The 15,148-nt window shown below is 37.0% G+C and carries 16 protein-coding genes; 6 read left to right on the forward strand and 10 right to left on the reverse strand.

The features are described from left to right. Nucleotides 1-55: 55 nt before the first annotated feature. From FN817_RS04565 to FN817_RS04575, 3 genes are all read left to right on the forward strand, one after another. Nucleotides 56-511, forward strand: a complete 456-nt coding sequence (locus FN817_RS04565; RefSeq protein WP_142716905.1) for a cupin domain-containing protein — start codon at nt 56-58, stop codon at nt 509-511. Between the two features lie 150 nt (nt 512-661). Beyond that, nucleotides 662-1,546, forward strand: a complete 885-nt coding sequence (locus FN817_RS04570; RefSeq protein WP_142716906.1) for a dihydrodipicolinate synthase family protein — start codon at nt 662-664, stop codon at nt 1,544-1,546. A 9-nt stretch (nt 1,547-1,555) separates the two neighbouring features. Next, nucleotides 1,556-1,789, forward strand: a complete 234-nt coding sequence (locus tag FN817_RS04575; protein WP_047422955.1) for a thioredoxin — start codon at nt 1,556-1,558, stop codon at nt 1,787-1,789. 247 nt (nt 1,790-2,036) lie between these two features. Here the strand turns inward: FN817_RS04575 and FN817_RS04580 are convergent, their stop codons facing one another. Beyond that, nucleotides 2,037-2,543, reverse strand: coding sequence for a pyridoxamine 5'-phosphate oxidase family protein (locus FN817_RS04580; RefSeq protein ID WP_047422956.1), 507 nt, complete (start codon nt 2,541-2,543; stop codon nt 2,037-2,039). 235 nt (nt 2,544-2,778) lie between these two features. On the opposite strand from FN817_RS04580, the gene FN817_RS04585 reads away from it, so the two are divergent. Together FN817_RS04585 and FN817_RS04590 are read left to right on the forward strand one after the other, a co-directional pair. After that, on the forward strand, nt 2,779-3,576 hold the full coding sequence (locus FN817_RS04585) for a helix-turn-helix domain-containing protein (protein WP_142716907.1): 798 nt from the start codon (nt 2,779-2,781) through the stop codon (nt 3,574-3,576). Between the two features lie 64 nt (nt 3,577-3,640). Beyond that, complete coding sequence (locus FN817_RS04590) at nt 3,641-4,594, forward strand: nitrilase family protein (protein WP_142716908.1); 954 nt, start codon at nt 3,641-3,643, stop codon at nt 4,592-4,594. 46 nt (nt 4,595-4,640) lie between these two features. On the opposite strand, the gene FN817_RS04595 is transcribed toward FN817_RS04590, so the two are convergent. From FN817_RS04595 to FN817_RS04610, 4 genes are all read right to left on the reverse strand, one after another. Continuing rightward, nucleotides 4,641-4,958: a rhodanese-like domain-containing protein gene (locus FN817_RS04595; protein ID WP_228451472.1), complete on the reverse strand. Its 318-nt coding sequence runs from the start codon at nt 4,956-4,958 to the stop codon at nt 4,641-4,643. Nucleotides 4,959-4,993: 35 nt separating this feature from the next. Then, nucleotides 4,994-5,296 (reverse strand): DUF3817 domain-containing protein, encoded by a 303-nt coding sequence (locus FN817_RS04600; protein ID WP_142716910.1) that lies wholly within the window; start codon nt 5,294-5,296, stop codon nt 4,994-4,996. 2 nt (nt 5,297-5,298) lie between these two features. Then, on the reverse strand, nt 5,299-5,757 hold the full coding sequence (locus FN817_RS04605) for a hypothetical protein (RefSeq protein ID WP_142716911.1): 459 nt from the start codon (nt 5,755-5,757) through the stop codon (nt 5,299-5,301). Nucleotides 5,758-5,827: 70 nt separating this feature from the next. Further along, a complete protein-coding gene (locus FN817_RS04610; RefSeq protein ID WP_142716912.1) occupies nt 5,828-6,418 on the reverse strand; it encodes a TetR/AcrR family transcriptional regulator in 591 nt (196 codons plus the stop codon). A gap of 150 nt (nt 6,419-6,568) precedes the next feature. Here FN817_RS04610 and FN817_RS04615 point away from each other — a divergent pair, with 150 nt between their 5' ends. Further along, nucleotides 6,569-7,786, forward strand: coding sequence for an MFS transporter (locus tag FN817_RS04615; protein ID WP_052186409.1), 1,218 nt, complete (start codon nt 6,569-6,571; stop codon nt 7,784-7,786). 239 nt (nt 7,787-8,025) lie between these two features. Here the strand turns inward: FN817_RS04615 and pdeM are convergent, their stop codons facing one another. The 5 genes from pdeM to FN817_RS04640 all read right to left on the reverse strand — a co-directional run bounded on the left by pdeM (nt 8,026) and on the right by FN817_RS04640 (nt 15,070). Then, the gene (gene pdeM / locus FN817_RS04620; RefSeq protein WP_142716913.1) at nt 8,026-8,670 is read right to left on the reverse strand and encodes a ligase-associated DNA damage response endonuclease PdeM; all 645 of its coding nucleotides are present in this window, start codon (nt 8,668-8,670) and stop codon (nt 8,026-8,028) included. Between the two features lie 48 nt (nt 8,671-8,718). Further along, a complete protein-coding gene (locus tag FN817_RS04625; RefSeq protein WP_047422963.1) occupies nt 8,719-9,321 on the reverse strand; it encodes a 2,3-bisphosphoglycerate-dependent phosphoglycerate mutase in 603 nt (200 codons plus the stop codon). A gap of 355 nt (nt 9,322-9,676) precedes the next feature. After that, nucleotides 9,677-12,130 (reverse strand): ligase-associated DNA damage response DEXH box helicase, encoded by a 2,454-nt coding sequence (locus FN817_RS04630; protein WP_142716914.1) that lies wholly within the window; start codon nt 12,128-12,130, stop codon nt 9,677-9,679. A 340-nt stretch (nt 12,131-12,470) separates the two neighbouring features. Then, complete coding sequence (locus FN817_RS04635) at nt 12,471-14,051, reverse strand: ATP-dependent DNA ligase (protein ID WP_142716915.1); 1,581 nt, start codon at nt 14,049-14,051, stop codon at nt 12,471-12,473. Beyond that, nucleotides 14,048-15,070, reverse strand: a complete 1,023-nt coding sequence (locus FN817_RS04640) for a ligase-associated DNA damage response exonuclease (protein WP_142716916.1) — start codon at nt 15,068-15,070, stop codon at nt 14,048-14,050. Before FN817_RS04640 ends, FN817_RS04635 begins: the two co-directional genes overlap by 4 nt. Between the last annotated feature and the right edge of the window lie 78 nt (nt 15,071-15,148).

The raw sequence follows: 15,148 nt of genomic DNA on the forward strand, positions 1-15,148 counted from the left end.
ATATAAAATAATTTTGTCATGCAATAAAGCACAAAACCATAATAATTTTAAAATCATGGACAAGAAACAATTCAGCTCTAAAGATTTCCACGAAACTTTTGCAAGACCCAAGTATGTAAAGCCAACTCATTTGATTCATAAAAATGTTGAAAATGCAAGAGAGCACAACCAGTTTTCAACAGAAAGGAAACATCCTGTTTTCTTTGTAGATCTTCCAAGTAAAAATGTCAGTATGACGATTGGCGGACTCACTCCCGGACAGCAAACCAACAGACACCGTCATACCTACGAAACCGTATTATTTGTGATCGAAGGGAAAGGCTGGACAGAAGTAGAAGACGAAAGAGTACATTGGGAAGCGGGAGATGCCGTATATATTCCTTCATGGGCGTGGCACAAGCATCAGAATCTCAGCGATACTGAACCCGCCAAGTATCTTGCCTGCGAAAATGCTCCTCAGCTACAGAATCTGGGGGTTGCGTTGAGAGAAGAAGAGGGCAGGGACCTTTAATAATGAACAGCTAAACCATTAAGATACTTTCATTGTTAAACTCTATTGATACGGATATGATTCTTTTTCAAAGCGAAGCTCATTAAATATTCTTAACAGCTTAAGTTCTCTTAATGGTTTAAAATTATTTAATTTTTAAATCAGTAAAACATGAAAAATGTTCCATTTAAAGGGATTATTGCCTATCCCATAACACCTTTTGATGAAAATGAAAAGGTAAATATTCCTCTTTTCAAACATCTGGTGGAAAGACTGGTTATTTCCGGAAGCCATGGAATTGCTCCGTTGGGAAGTACCGGGGTAATGCCTTATTTATCTGATGAAGAAAAAGAAGAAGTAACGGAAGCTACTTTACAGCAGGTAAAAGGAAGAATTCCGACGCTTGTAGGGGTTTCCAATCTTACAACGGAGAAAACCATTCATCACGCTCAGTTTGCAGAAAAAGCAGGCGCTGATGCGGTTATGATTATCCCGATGAGTTACTGGAAACTTACAGATGATGAGATTGTAACCCATTATGATGCCGTAGCAAGTAAAATATCTATTCCGATTATGGCCTATAACAATCCGGCAACAAGTGGAGTAGACATGTCACCAGCCTTGTTGAAAAGACTTCTGGAAATTCCTAATGTAACCATGATCAAAGAAAGTACAGGAGATGTTCAGAGGATGCACTTTTTGAGAAGAGAACTGGGAGAAGAAGTTGCATTCTATAACGGTTCTAATCCTTTGGCACTGGCCGCCTTTTCTGCCGGAGCAAGAGGCTGGTGTACCGCTGCTCCGAATCTTATTCCCGAACTTACCATCAGTCTTTATAATGCTGTTGAAGAAGGAAATCTTAAAAAAGCAAAAGCTATTTTCTACCAACAGTTCGATCTTTTGAAATTTATTGTGAATAAAGGATTGCCAAGAGCAGTAAAATCAGGGCTTATGATTTTAGGTGAAGACGGCGGAAATTTAAGAAGTCCTTTAAAACCTCTTCAGGAAAAAGAAACTGAAGAATTAAAAAATATTATTAAAACCCTTGCTAATTAATACAATCTTATGAAAAAATCCATTTTTTATCATGCAGGATGTCCTGTATGTATCAGTGCAGAACATGATATTATCAGCCTTATAGGCTCGGGAAATGTTGAAATTATCCACTTAGGAAATGACAGAAACAGAATTGAAGAGGCCGAAAAGGCAGGGGTAAAGTCTGTACCTGCTTTAGTGACGCCCAACGGAAACGTACTTCATATTAATTTTGGAGCATCTATGGAAGATGTGAAAAAATAGAATATTAATCTTGTTGTATAAACGAGGCTGTTTCAGAAGTGTCATTCTGAACGAAATGAAGTGTTGTGAAGAATCTCGTGTATTTAGTTATTAATGAGATTCTTCCTTCGTCAGAAATCGAAGATTCGACGTAGTCAATGACAAAAGCCAATTATTTGACTTTCTGAAACAGCCTCGTTTTTTGTTTTTTCCTAATAACATTTATCTGTAAAATCTTTGAGAGGATTTATTGCCTGTTCAGAACTTTCTAAATGGTTGCATTTCCTTCTACACCGTCAGAATTATTAGTTTTAATTCCTGTGATTGCAGAAGCAACAAAGCTAAACAAGCTGACCAGTTTTCCAGCTTTGGTATCCCAATAATAGGTTTCCTTAGGCTCTACACGGATAATGGTAACATTGGGATCGTCTTTTCCATCGAACCAGGCTTTTGCTAAAGGAGACCATTTTTCTTCAATGGTAGCCTTATCCTTATAAACAGAAGCTTCTCCATACACCGAAAGATATTGGGAATCACTGTTATTCATGAAAAATAACTGTACTCTTCTGTCTTCTTTGATTTCAAAATTCTTGTTGCTGGTTCCGCTGCTGATAAACCAGAGATTTCCACTGTCATCCGTTTCCTGAAGGGTCATAGGCCTTGAATTGACAGGAACAGTTTCCAATTCTGTACAGAACATACATATTCTTGCACTTTCTGAAAGTTCCTTGATTTTCTTGATCGCCTCGAGATGGCTTAGATTCTGTGTTGACATAATATAATATTTTAATTGATTGGTGTAAACTAAATTATTCAAATACCTGACCAAAAGGCAATAAAATGTGGTACCTGAAATAGATTTCTCTTCAAAAACTGATGGTGTTTACTGGAAATCGAAAAGATGCAGGATAATTTTTATGATATAAAAGTGCAATGATTTTATTTTCGGTAAAGTTGATTATTAAAACAGTTTTCTTTTTCTGCCCATAAGTTTTATGTACATTTGATGCATGCAGATTTCGCCACCTGAACATTTGGCTCCTTTTATAAGGCATTATATCTTTTTGGAAAATACTGAAGAGAATATAAGGAGTTTAAGGATGTTTACGGATGGCAGTTCCGGGCTTATTCTTTCCGGAGATATGAATCTGTATTCCGGTATTTCAGAAGATCGGATGCCGCTTTCTTTTTTTTATGGAACTTTAAATGGGTATAAAGACTTCTCTTCAAAAGGAAAATTTTCACTGATTGCCATTGTATTCCAGCCTTATTTCTTAAACATTCTTTTAAAAACGTCCGCCAAAGAGGTTAGAAATCAGATTGTTTCTGTGGAAGATGTTCTAAAAGATAAATTGGAAGCATTTCAGGAAAAACTTTTTAAGAAAATTAATCCTCTGGCTATTATCAATGATCTGAATGTTTTTTTTACTGAATTTTTATCTGAAAAAATAAACACAGATCACCATATTATAGCGTCCACACAGCAGTATATTCTTCAAAATAAAGGAGCTGTATCGTCCAAAGACTTAGAAAAATTCACAGGATATTCTGAACGTCATCTGGAAAGAAAATTTGAATTTCATATGGGAATATCACCTAAAAAATATGGAAATATTATCCGTCTTCATTACTTTTTAAGCCTTATTAATAAAAGTTTTGATGATAAAAACATGACGAATCTTTCTTATGAAGCAGGCTTTTCTGACCAGTCCCATCTTATCAGGGAATTTAAAAACAATATCGGGCTTACTCCCAAACAGTATCTGAAGACAGAAAATAAAATGGCTGTCAATTTCATTCAGCTGTAAACAAGCATGTCGGTTTTATACAATTTTTGATAAGCAGAGTCATCTAGTTTTGCTTAAAAAAACAATGGATATTAAAGTTTCAACGGCACAATTTGAAAATAAGAGCGGAGATAAGGCGTATAATCTGTCGGTCATAGAAAAACTGGCCAGTCAGGCTGCTTCCCAGGGATCTCATGTCATTGCGTTTCATGAATGCTCCATTACAGGGTATACTTTTGCCCGGAAACTTTCCAGGGAACAGCTTCTTGACATTGCAGAACATATTCCGGAAGGGGAGAGTATTCAAAAATTGCAGGAAATTGCAGCGCAGAATGACATCACTATATTAGCCGGATTATTTGAAAAAGATGAACATGATCATCTTTTCAAAGCGTATGTATGTGTTGATAAAACGGGATTGAAGGCTAAATACAGAAAATTACATCCTTTTATCAATCCCCATCTTACACCCGGTAACGAATATTGTGTATTTGATATCATGGGTTGGAAGTGCGGTATTCTTATCTGCTATGACAATAATATTATTGAAAACGTCAGAGCTACAAGGCTTCTTGGTGCAGAAATCATTTTTATGCCTCATGTTACGATGTGTACTCCTTCCACAAGGCCGGGAGCAGGTTTTGTAGATCCTCAGCTTTGGGAGAACAGAATAGCGGATCCTACCTCTTTGCGTTTAGAATTTAATGGAATGAAAGGCAGAGACTGGCTGATGAAATGGCTTCCGTCAAGAGCTTATGATAACGGGGCTTATATTGTTTTTTCAAATCCTGTAGGTATGGATGATGATCAGTTGAAAAACGGTTGTTCTATGATTATAGATCCATTCGGGGACGTCATTGCAGACTGCCGGTCATGGGAAAACAGTTTTGAATCTGCTGTTATTACTTCTGAAAAACTTAGTCAGGCAGGAGGATACAGGTATATTAAGGCCCGAAGACCTGAGTTATATAGAGATATCATAGGGCAGGAGCATTCATCTGAGCAAAAAGTGGTATGGTTGGACGATAAAACTGTTTAGAAATATAAACCCTCCCCCGATAAAACCCGGGGAGGGTTTATTCATTTTACGGGTTGATCGTTTTTTGGAGATCGCTCCATGCACCACCATTGTAAATATGTTTGAAGCCTCTTTCTTTCAGGATATTTTCTGCTTTTACACTACGAAGTCCGTGGGAGCATACAGTGATATATGTTTTTTCAGGATCCAATTCTACATACCGCTCTCTGATTGTTCCTAACGAAATATTGACAGAACCTTCGATATGTCCCGTTTCGTATTCCTTTTCAGTTCTTACATCAAGAATCACCGCTCCTTTTTTAATCAGTTCAGGCAGTCCGTTATCTAAGGTCTGAAACCGGTAAATCCTATATGAAACATACATTATAAAAGCTATTCCACAGATTATAAGAACACTTTTCATAGCTTACTCAGTATTTTTTTGTCAATATAAAATGTTCCGAAAGGAATAAAACAGGCAAGAATCACTTTCCATGTAATCTCTTTAAATTTCCAGTTCTGTTCTACACCAATGCTCAGCGTATTAAACAGAAAAAGCAGGAATAAAGTTCCATGAACGGGGCCTATTAATCTTACAAATGAAGGGTTTCCCATCCAGTATTTCATCGGAACGGCAATACACACTAAACTTAATAATGAAATGCCTTCTAAAATCGCCAGAATTCTTAGCCGGCCGATTTTTGTTTTGAATAAATCCATCATAATTATCTGAAATAAGGTCTGTTTGCTAAAGGAGAAAAAGGCCAAGGAATAGCAATGAAAATGATAATCAGTGCAATAGAATACCAGATGCCCATGGTTTTGAATTTGTCTTTATCTGAAACTTTTCTTTTTGCTAAAGCGGAACCGATAGTGATCATCACAACAGCTGTAATCATCAATGAAATATGAATCAACCCGAAAAAGAGGTGTTCAAAAGATTGTTTGGCTTCATTAAAATTTTTCCAGAAATATTGAATCACAGGACTTTTGAAATAGAATATCATTCCAATAATTAATTGTACATGAGCTATGGTAGCTGTCCAATGTCTTACAGAGTTATCTGTTCCGGTAAATTTTCTGTCTGAGGAATATCCTTTATAAGAACGGAAAATGGCGTATATTAAGCTTATTAAAACCAGCCAGCGGGTCTGAGAATGTAAAAAAGTCAGGGTTTGATACATTGTTTATTTTTTTGAACACAGCAAAGGTATAATAAAAACATACTAGTTAGTATGTTTTTAATCAAAAAAATTATTGAAGGGTGTTAAAATAGGATTTAAGTCCTTTTAAATAAACAAGATACACTTCTTTTGAATTTTCAACTTTTCCAAGATTTCTTACGCCCCAATACCCTGAAATAACAAAAACACTTACTTCTCTGGCATTGACCTCTTTCTTAATGATTCCTGCTTCCTTACCTTTTTCAATACTTTCTGAGAAAGCATTTTCCCATTCTTTTGAAAGTTCGTGTAAAGCCTGGGTAAAAGCAGTATGCCATGGTGCCATTTGCTGCACAAAATTAGAAGTAGGGCAGCCATATTCAACTTTTAAAAAATCAGTTTCCATCAGAAGGTTGTAGATGATCTCATAAATATTGTCCAATGGATTTTTATTATTCTGAAGAGATTCAATAAAGCTGCGTCTGAAATTGGGCTTCATCAGTTCATTGATAATGGCCAGTCCCATTTCATCTTTGGTTTTAAAATGATAAAAAAAAGCCCCTTTCGTCACCTGAGTCGTTGCAATAATCTCATCAATGCTTGTGGTCTGGAAACCTTTCACATAGATCAGTTCGAACGCTTTCTGGAGAATAGTGAGACGGGTTGCTTCTGATTTCTTCATTAAAAATAAGTGATTATTGTACAAAGGAACAAATTTTAAATTGAAAATGAAACTATCATTATTATGATACATTGATACAATTTAAATAATTTTTATAATACAATTATTCGTCGGAAATTTGCCTTGTCAAGATCAACAAAATACAAGACAATGAATTATCAAAAAGAAATACAGATCAATACTGCAACACAGACTGCTAAAAAAGGTCTTCCTGCAGCACTATGGGCATTAACGATAAGTGCCTTCGGAATAGGAACTACAGAATTCGTCATTGTAGGTCTTCTTCCAACAGTAGCTTCTGATTTAGGGATCACGATTCCTTCAGCAGGGTTATTGGTAAGTCTTTATGCAATAGGAGTAGCTATTGGGGCTCCGATATTAACGGCATTAACGGGGAAAATTCCACGCAAAACGCTTTTGGTTTCCATCATGCTGCTGTTTGTTATCGGAAATGGTTTGGCATCCATTGCTCCCGGTTTTATCACTTTAGTTTTGGCCAGAATTCTTACGGGATTTGCTCATGGTGTTTATTTTTCCATAGGTTCTACCATTGCAGCCTCATTGGTTCCTGAGGAGAAAAGAGCAACTGCTATTTCCATTATGTTTGCCGGGCTTACACTTGCCATTGTAACAGGAGTTCCACTGGGAACTTTCATAGGACAGCATTTCGGATGGAGAGCGACTTTCATCGGGGTTTCAATTCTTGGTATCATAGGTTTGGCAGCCAGTTTATTATTGGTTCCTAATACTTTGAAAAACGGAAAAACAGCTTCTTTAAAAAGTCAGTTTAAAGTATTGGGAAACAAACGTCTTATTTTTGCTTTTTTAATGACAGCCATGGGATATGGAGGAACATTTGTAGTGTTTACTTATCTGTCACCTATTTTACAGAAAATCACGGGGTTTCAGGAGTCAACCGTTACCTTTATTCTTTTGATTTATGGAATTGCTATTGCCTTGGGAAATCTGATTGGAGGAAAAGTTGCGAATAAAAACCCTCTAAAAGCACTTCTATGGATGTTTGCTGCCCAGGGATTGGTATTGCTTGCTTTTTATTTTACTGTAAGCAGCCCGGTGTTAAGTATCATTACACTTTTCTTTTTAGGAGCCTTATCATTTGCTTCCGTTCCCGGACTTCAGCTATTAGTGGTACAGATTGCAGAAAAAGAACTTCCGGGGACTGAAGATGTGGCTTCAGGGATTAATATTGCAGCATTCAATATGGGGATTGCAATCGGATCTTATGTAGGAGGAATGATTGTGACATCCTCTCTGGGATTGGCGAGTACACCATGGATCGGAGCTTTATTTTTGGTGGTAACGGTCTTGATTACTCTGTACAGTATCCGTTTAAGCAAGACTAAATAAACGCAAAAAAATAATTTTTATATTAATTTTCATATCATGTGCTTAACGCAAAAAGTAAACATCATATGTTAGATTTAAGTAAATGAAGAAGTCATCAACAGATTGATGATATGAAGTGGATGGTGTATAAAGGCAGGTTTTTATCTGCCTTTATTTTTTTTAATATCGTTTTTTATCCTTGTCAAGGTTTTAAACCTTGACAAGGATAATGATTCATAAGTAAGAAAAGATTCTTACCATCAAATCTCATAAATCTCCGCATCTGTAAATACAAAAAATGTACTGTTCTTAGGCAGATTTTTAGTATCCAGTCCTGTAAATTCACTGAAAGCCGGAAGCAATAACTGATTACTGCTGAGCGCAAAGCAGGGAAGCCTGATGTTTTTTACAGCAGAATTCAGAACAATTCCGGGATGAATATGTCCGGTAATCTGAAATCCGGATCTGGCCGTATCAAAATCGTGAATAAAGGTAATGCCATCTGCTTCCAGCCATTCAGATTTGTGTTGGAAGCATAGCTTGTTCTCCAATGCCTTCGATATTCGGTCATGATTTCCTTCAATAAGATAAAACTGTATATTGGGATATTGGTTTTTCCATGCACAGAACTCATCTACATCAGAATTGTCTCCGGCATGAAGTAAATCTCCAACTACAATAAATTTTTCAGGCTGAAAAAATTCAATCAATGCTGATAATCTTTCCAGATCGCTTTTCATAATATGGTTTGCCAGTGCAATACCGTTTTTTCGAAAATGAGCCGTTTTTCCGATATGAAGATCAGAAAGGATAAGGGCTTTTTCCCTTTCCCGGAATGCTGCACGCTGATTGGTCAGAATGAAAGTTTCATTTTGGACAGAAATACTTTTGGTTGCTATAAACACGTTTTATAATTAAAATGAATGTTTAAAGTTACGTTATATTTAATTGAATCAGCCTACCTTTCGGCTTACATGAAACTTTTCATCAAAAACATAAGTCAGAGGAAATCCTGTAGCAATTTCTCTTTCTAAAATTTCTTCAGGAGACAGATGTTCGAGGTACATGATCAGTGCACGAAGGCTGTTTCCATGAGCGACAATCAATACATTTTCGCCCTTTTTTAATAAGGGTCTTATCTGACTTTCAAAATAAGGAATTACCCTGTTATAGGTATCTTTAAGGCTTTCTCCTCCGGGAGGAACCACATCATAAGATCTGCGCCAGGTATGAACCTGTTCATCACCATATTTCAGAGCGGTTTCTGCTTTGTTTAATCCCTCCAGATTTCCGTAAGAACGCTCATTGAGTGCTTTATCTTTAACGATTGGTATATTGGGGTTTCCTATTTCATCCAGAATAATGGATAAGGTATGCTGTGCTCTGATCAATGCAGAAGTGAAAGCAATATCTATTCTTTCTCCTTTTAAAGCAAGGCCTGCTTTTTTTGCCTCTTCAATACCGGCTTCAGTTATATCGATATCTTTCCACCCTGTAAATCTATTTTCCAGATTCCAGAGTGACTGTCCGTGACGGACTAAGAACAATTTTTCCATTTTAAATTTTATTTAAACTTCTAAGAAGCTATACTCTAAGCTACGATGATTATTTAAACTTATCAAGAAAATTAACTTAGAATATTAGGCTAAGAATAAGATTAAAACGGTAGGTTTTTTATTTGATTTTATAAATTTTAGAATCTCGCAAATGCGCAAATTTTATATTGTCTATTTTATTTAAGGCGCGAGAACATTTCAACTTAGCTCAATGTGAGATTTTCAGCAAGATTAACGTGACTAAATTTTATCGGAGATAAAATCTTTGCGTCTTAAACGTTATTATTATCAATTTTTTGCGTCTTTGCGATCAACAAATATTCATCGGCATATCTGCAGAAAATACATTAATTGATTATAAAAGATCACTTATATTGGAAAGTTTCAGCATTCTTTTAATTCTTGCATCAAGCCCTTCACTGGAAAGTGTTTGTCTCAGACTGTCTACTTTGATCGGGAAACTCAGCGGAGTAAAGGAACGGGAATGTTTTAGAATAATTTCAGACTTTTCAATCCTTTTAAAAGCTTCTACAAGCCGCTGCTCCTGAAGCTGCATATTAAAAACTTCCGTATAGGCCTGTTTTATTAAAAAATGATTGGAATCATGGTCTTCCAGCACTTTAAAAATAAGTCCGGCTGAACTCTGCAATGATTTATTGGAGCGTTGCTGCCCGGCATAATTTTGAATTACCATTCCTGAAATTACGGCAATATCCCTGAATTTTCTTCTCGCCATTTCAGCAGAATTGATGCTTGCAATCACATCATTCATCAGATTATCTCTGGTTAAAATCTGCTGCAGATTCTCTTCATTCAAAGGGATTTCTTTATCGCTGAACAGTTCAAATCCGTAATCATTCATTGCCATCGAAAATGAAATAGGCGCCAGTTTTGAGATCCGATAAGCGATCAGTGCAGCCATTACTTCATGCACCAGGCGGCCTTCAAAAGGATACATAAACAAATGATACCCTTCACGGTTCTTAATCATTTCCACCAGAAATTCCCCTTCTTTGGGAATATGAGAATTCTTCTCCTGATTGACGAGCAATGGATGTAAAAATTTCAGTTCTTTTTCTGAAGCCTTCGGATTTAAAGCATGAGAAAGCTTTTCTCTTAAAAAATGTCCCAGATTGGTACTTAATGGAAGTCTTCCGCCAAGATAACTCGGAACCAACGCTCTTCCTTTGGCTGCTCGTACATAAACGGTCATATCTTTGATCATTGCAACCTCCAGCGTGCGCCCAGCCAGAATAAATTTTTCTTCTTTTTTCAGTTTTGAAATGAAATATTCCTCAATCATTCCGATATACCCTCCGGAAATAAATTTCACCTTCAGCATGGCATCACTTACAATCACCCCCATATTCATTCTGTGGAGCATGGCAATCTTTCTTGAAGTCACTTTGTAAAGACCATCTTCCATAATGACAACTTTATGAAACTCTTCATAGTTCTTTAAAACACTGCCGCCAATCGTAAGAAATTCTAGAATACTTTTCCATTCTTCATCAAGTATTTCCTGAAAGGCATATACTTTTTTGATTCTTTCGTAGAGTTCATCAGGATAAAAACCGTCTCCAACAGCCAGTGTCATCAGAAACTGAACCAGAACATCAAAGCATAAGACCTGTGGTTCTCTGGGCTCAACGACTTTCTGCTTTACAGCTTCTTTTAAAGCAGAAACTTCAATGAGTTCCAAAGAATGGGTAGGAACACAATAGATTCTGGAAGTTTCAAAAGGGGAGTGTCCGCTGCGTCCGGCCCGTTGTAAAAAACGTGCAACGCCTTTGGCAGATCCTACCTGAATGACCGTATCTACAGGTTTAAAATCAATCCCAAGATCCAGTGATGATGTGGATACAACCGCTTTTAATTTGCCGGAACTTAGATTTTCTTCAATCCAGATTCTCAAATGCGCATCAATGGAACTGTGATGAATAGCAATCTGTCCCGCAAAGTCAGGGTAGGCATCCAATAAAAGCTGATACCACATTTCACTCTGGCTTCTGGTATTTGTAAAAACAATGGTAGATTTTGATTCCAGAATAATCGGAACAACTTTATCAGCAAGCTTATTCCCAAGATGTCCTGCCCATGGTAATATTTCAATTTCATCTGGGAAAACCGGGAGAATATCTATTTTTTTCTGCTCTTTGGCAGTAATTTTTGTCTTTTTACCATCATAAGGAATAAGAACTTCCATGGCTTCATCCAGATTTCCGATGGTTGCTGTAATTCCCCAGATTTTTATCTTCGGAACATATTTTCTAAGCTGGGAAATGGCGAGTTCCACCATAACACCGCGTTTTGAACCTAATAATTCATGCCATTCATCCACAGCCACACATTTCATCTCTGTGAAAAAACGGTCATTATTTTTCTGGGCGAGAAGCAAATGAAGGCTTTCGGGAGTTACAACAAGAATTTCAGGCATTTTCTTGGCCTGTTGCTGTCTTACTTTCGGATCAGTATCTCCGTTTCTTACGCCTACAGCCCAATCAAGTCCTATTTCATCAATCGCTTCCTGCATCGCTTTTGCAATGTCTTTGGATAAAGACCGCAATGGAGTAATCCAGATCATTTTCAAGCCCTTCTTGTATTGCTCAGGATAATTCAGAAAGTCTGAAACCAAAGCTAAAAAAACGGAAAAAGTCTTTCCGAAACCAGTGGGAGCGACTACCATTCCGCTATAGCCGTTTCCGAATTTCTTCCAGGTTTCAAGTTGGAATTTAAAAGGGGCAATACCTTTATCAGTCATCCATTGTTGGATGATTTTTAATCCGTCGCTATGTTCAAAAGCTGCCAATTCTATTATTATTTTAAATATTAACGCAATAGACGCTAAGAGTTTATATTTGTTTTAATGTTTTTCGATCGCAAGAGCGTTTCACTAAGCAGAGACTGTATTTTAATTCATGTTTTAAAAGCTATTTCTGCTTTACTATCTTTTTAAAGCTACACTTCTGTTTTTATTTAAATTTTAACACAAAGAGCCGCACCAAGGATTTATAGGAAACTGTTTAAATGTTTGATCGCAATGACGTTTCACTCAGCAAAATCAATACTTCGCTATAGCTGAACGAAGTGCCTTTGCGAACGAAATATTACTAATAAGTTAAAAAACCTTGCGCCATTGCGTTATAATATTATTGTATTAATTTTTTAATTTCTTCAAGAGAATCAATCTCATCTACTTTTTTATCTTTCCGCCACCGTACAATTCTCGGAAACCGAAGAGCAACGCCACTTTTATGACGATTGCTGAAACCTATTCCTTCAAAAGCAATTTCAAAGACCAGTTCTGCTTTTACGGTTCTCACAGGCCCGAATTTCTCAATGGCATTTTTGGTAACAAACCTGCTTACTTCCATGATTTCTTTATCTGTAAGCCCAGAATATGCTTTAGCTATGGTAACCAGTGCATCTCCGTTTTTTACAGCAAAAGTATAATCGGTATAGTAAGCGCTTCGTCTGCCGCTTCCTTTTTGAGCATAAATAAGCACTGCATCAATGGTAAAAGGATTGATTTTCCACTTCCACCAGTCGCCCTTTTTCCGTCCCGAATGGTAGGGTGAATTTTTTTGTTTTAACATCAATCCTTCACTGTTTACTTCTCTTGAATTGTCACGAAGCAAATCCAGTTCTTCCCATTTTTCAAAGTCAAGGCTTTTGGAAATTTTGATGTTCTGAGGACTTTCATTTAATAATAATTCTTCAAGCAAAGCTCTTCTTGTGGAAATGGGTTTCTCCCTCAGATCGTTATTTTCAAGCTCTAATAGATCATAAGCAAAAACTTCTATCGGAATTTCCGACAGCATTTTTTTAGTTAAAGTCTTTCTGTTTAATCTTTTTTGTAATTCATTGAAATTTAAAACCTTACCGTCTTTTACTGCAAGTATTTCTCCATCTATCACAAAGTTGCCTTTCATGGCTTTTACAACTTCTGTGATTTCAGGAAACTGTTCCGTAACAAGCTCTTCACCTCTTGACCATATGAAGACTTCATCATTTCTCCGGATGATCTGTCCGCGTATTCCATCCCATTTGTATTCTACCAGCCATTCATCAGAATTTCCCAGTTCGTCAGGCTTTTTTTCCAAAGGATAGGCAAGACAGAAAGGATAAGGTTTTGAATTATCAGGGTTCACATTTTCGGCATCAACAAGTTCTTTAAAAGAGACTTCATCGGGCAGCCATTTTCCCATTAAGCTATGCATCAGAGCACTTGATTCCTGGCCGGAAAACTTTGTCAGAGCATTGATCAGGGTTTTATCTGATACCCCGATTCTGAAACTTCCGCCAATTAATTTATTGAAAATCAATCGTTCAGTATAATCCAGACCGTTCCATGAATGCAGTACAAATTCTTTTTTTTCTGTATCTGTCTTTCCTTTTAAACCGACAATATCATTCATCCATTCTGATAAGGTACGCTCTATATTTTCCCTAGGAGGTGGAAGAATCAATGATAATGTTTCCCCAAGATCTCCTACAGAAGAATAAGATTCCTGAAACAGCCAATAAGGAAGTTTTGTGATTTCCAGAGCCCATTCTTTCATGTAATTGGTATTTACATTTCTCTTGGGTCGTTTTCCTGTAAACAAGGCAATAAACCATACTTTATCTTCATCAGGGGCACGTTCCAGATAATCGATGATGGCATCAATTTTAGCATTGGTCTTATTGGTGGTTTCCAAAGCGTTGATAAGGTCTGCAAAATGTCTCATGATTCCGGGGTTTCAAGGGTTTCTTTTTCAGATTCTTCTTCGTCTTCTCCAAATAAGGTTTCCACAACATCTGCTTTGACTCCGATTTCATTCAAATATTTTGAAAAAACTTCAGTTTGTCCGTGTGTAACGTGTACAAGTTCAGCTTCTGTGGCTTTTACAGTCTGTAATAAACCTTTCCAGTCTGCATGGTCACTCATGGCAAAGCCTGCATCTGCACTCCGCCATCTTCTGGCACCGCGAACCTGCATCCAGCCGGAGCATATTGCAGTAGCCGGATCAGGAATTTTTTTAATGATATTACTGTCGAGTAAAGCGGGAGGAACAATTACAATCTCATGTTCCATTTCTTTCGGACGTTCCCTGAAATCTGCAATGGTATAGTCCGGCAGGTCGATGCCTACTGTTTCAAAGGCTTCATTCAGTTTTCCGATGGAATAGTGGACATATATTTTTCCCAGATCTTCTACCGCCTTCATAATACGCTGCGCTTTCCCTAAAGAATACCCGATAAACACGGATGTTTTATTATTTTCTTTATTCTTCAGGACCCAGCTTTGTAATTTTTTATTTAAATCCGGAACTTCAAGCCAATTGTAAATAGGCAGGCCGAAAGTACTTTCTGTAACAAATTCATTGCATTTTACCAACTCGAAAGGAGTGCTCAATCCATCATCCTGAACTTTGTAATCCCCTGAAATGACAGCCACATATCCTTTGTATTCAAGTCTGATCTGTGCAGAACCAATAATATGTCCGGCAGGATGTAGAGAGAGTTTTACCCCATTGATCGTGATAACTTCTCCATATTCTACACTCTGGCATTCGATATCCATTCCGATTCTTTGATACAGAATTGGTTTTGTGAAATGATGGCAAAGATATTTTTTCATTCCCCAACGGGCATGATCAGCGTGGCCATGGGTAATAACCGCCATATCTACAGGTCTCCATGGATCTATATAAAATTTACCCTGTGGACAGTAAATTCCTTTTTTTGTAAATGTGATTAATTTCAACGGTGTGACTGGTTTTACAGAATAAGCTTCAAAAACTTAACCAATTTACAATAAACAGTTTATTTTTTAAGGATTAAT

Source organism: Chryseobacterium rhizoplanae, from assembly GCF_900182655.1.
GTDB classification, from domain to species: Bacteria; Bacteroidota; Bacteroidia; order Flavobacteriales; family Weeksellaceae; genus Chryseobacterium; species Chryseobacterium rhizoplanae.

Bases quoted from the DNA above. Each gene is read 5' to 3' on its own strand.
- FN817_RS04565 (WP_142716905.1), top strand. From the start codon at position 56: ATGGACAAGAAACAATTCAGCTCTAAAGATTTCCACGAAACTTTTGCA.
- FN817_RS04570 (WP_142716906.1), top strand. From the start codon at position 662: ATGAAAAATGTTCCATTTAAAGGGATTATTGCCTATCCCATAACACCT.
- FN817_RS04575 (WP_047422955.1), top strand. From the start codon at position 1,556: ATGAAAAAATCCATTTTTTATCATGCAGGATGTCCTGTATGTATCAGT.
- FN817_RS04580 (WP_047422956.1), bottom strand. From the start codon at position 2,543: ATGTCAACACAGAATCTAAGCCATCTCGAGGCGATCAAGAAAATCAAG.
- FN817_RS04585 (WP_142716907.1), top strand. From the start codon at position 2,779: ATGCAGATTTCGCCACCTGAACATTTGGCTCCTTTTATAAGGCATTAT.
- FN817_RS04590 (WP_142716908.1), top strand. From the start codon at position 3,641: ATGGATATTAAAGTTTCAACGGCACAATTTGAAAATAAGAGCGGAGAT.
- FN817_RS04595 (WP_228451472.1), bottom strand. From the start codon at position 4,958: ATGTATGTTTCATATAGGATTTACCGGTTTCAGACCTTAGATAACGGA.
- FN817_RS04600 (WP_142716910.1), bottom strand. From the start codon at position 5,296: ATGATGGATTTATTCAAAACAAAAATCGGCCGGCTAAGAATTCTGGCG.
- FN817_RS04605 (WP_142716911.1), bottom strand. From the start codon at position 5,757: ATGTATCAAACCCTGACTTTTTTACATTCTCAGACCCGCTGGCTGGTT.
- FN817_RS04610 (WP_142716912.1), bottom strand. From the start codon at position 6,418: ATGAAGAAATCAGAAGCAACCCGTCTCACTATTCTCCAGAAAGCGTTC.
- FN817_RS04615 (WP_052186409.1), top strand. From the start codon at position 6,569: ATGAATTATCAAAAAGAAATACAGATCAATACTGCAACACAGACTGCT.
- FN817_RS04625 (WP_047422963.1), bottom strand. From the start codon at position 9,321: ATGGAAAAATTGTTCTTAGTCCGTCACGGACAGTCACTCTGGAATCTG.
- FN817_RS04635 (WP_142716915.1), bottom strand. From the start codon at position 14,051: ATGAGACATTTTGCAGACCTTATCAACGCTTTGGAAACCACCAATAAG.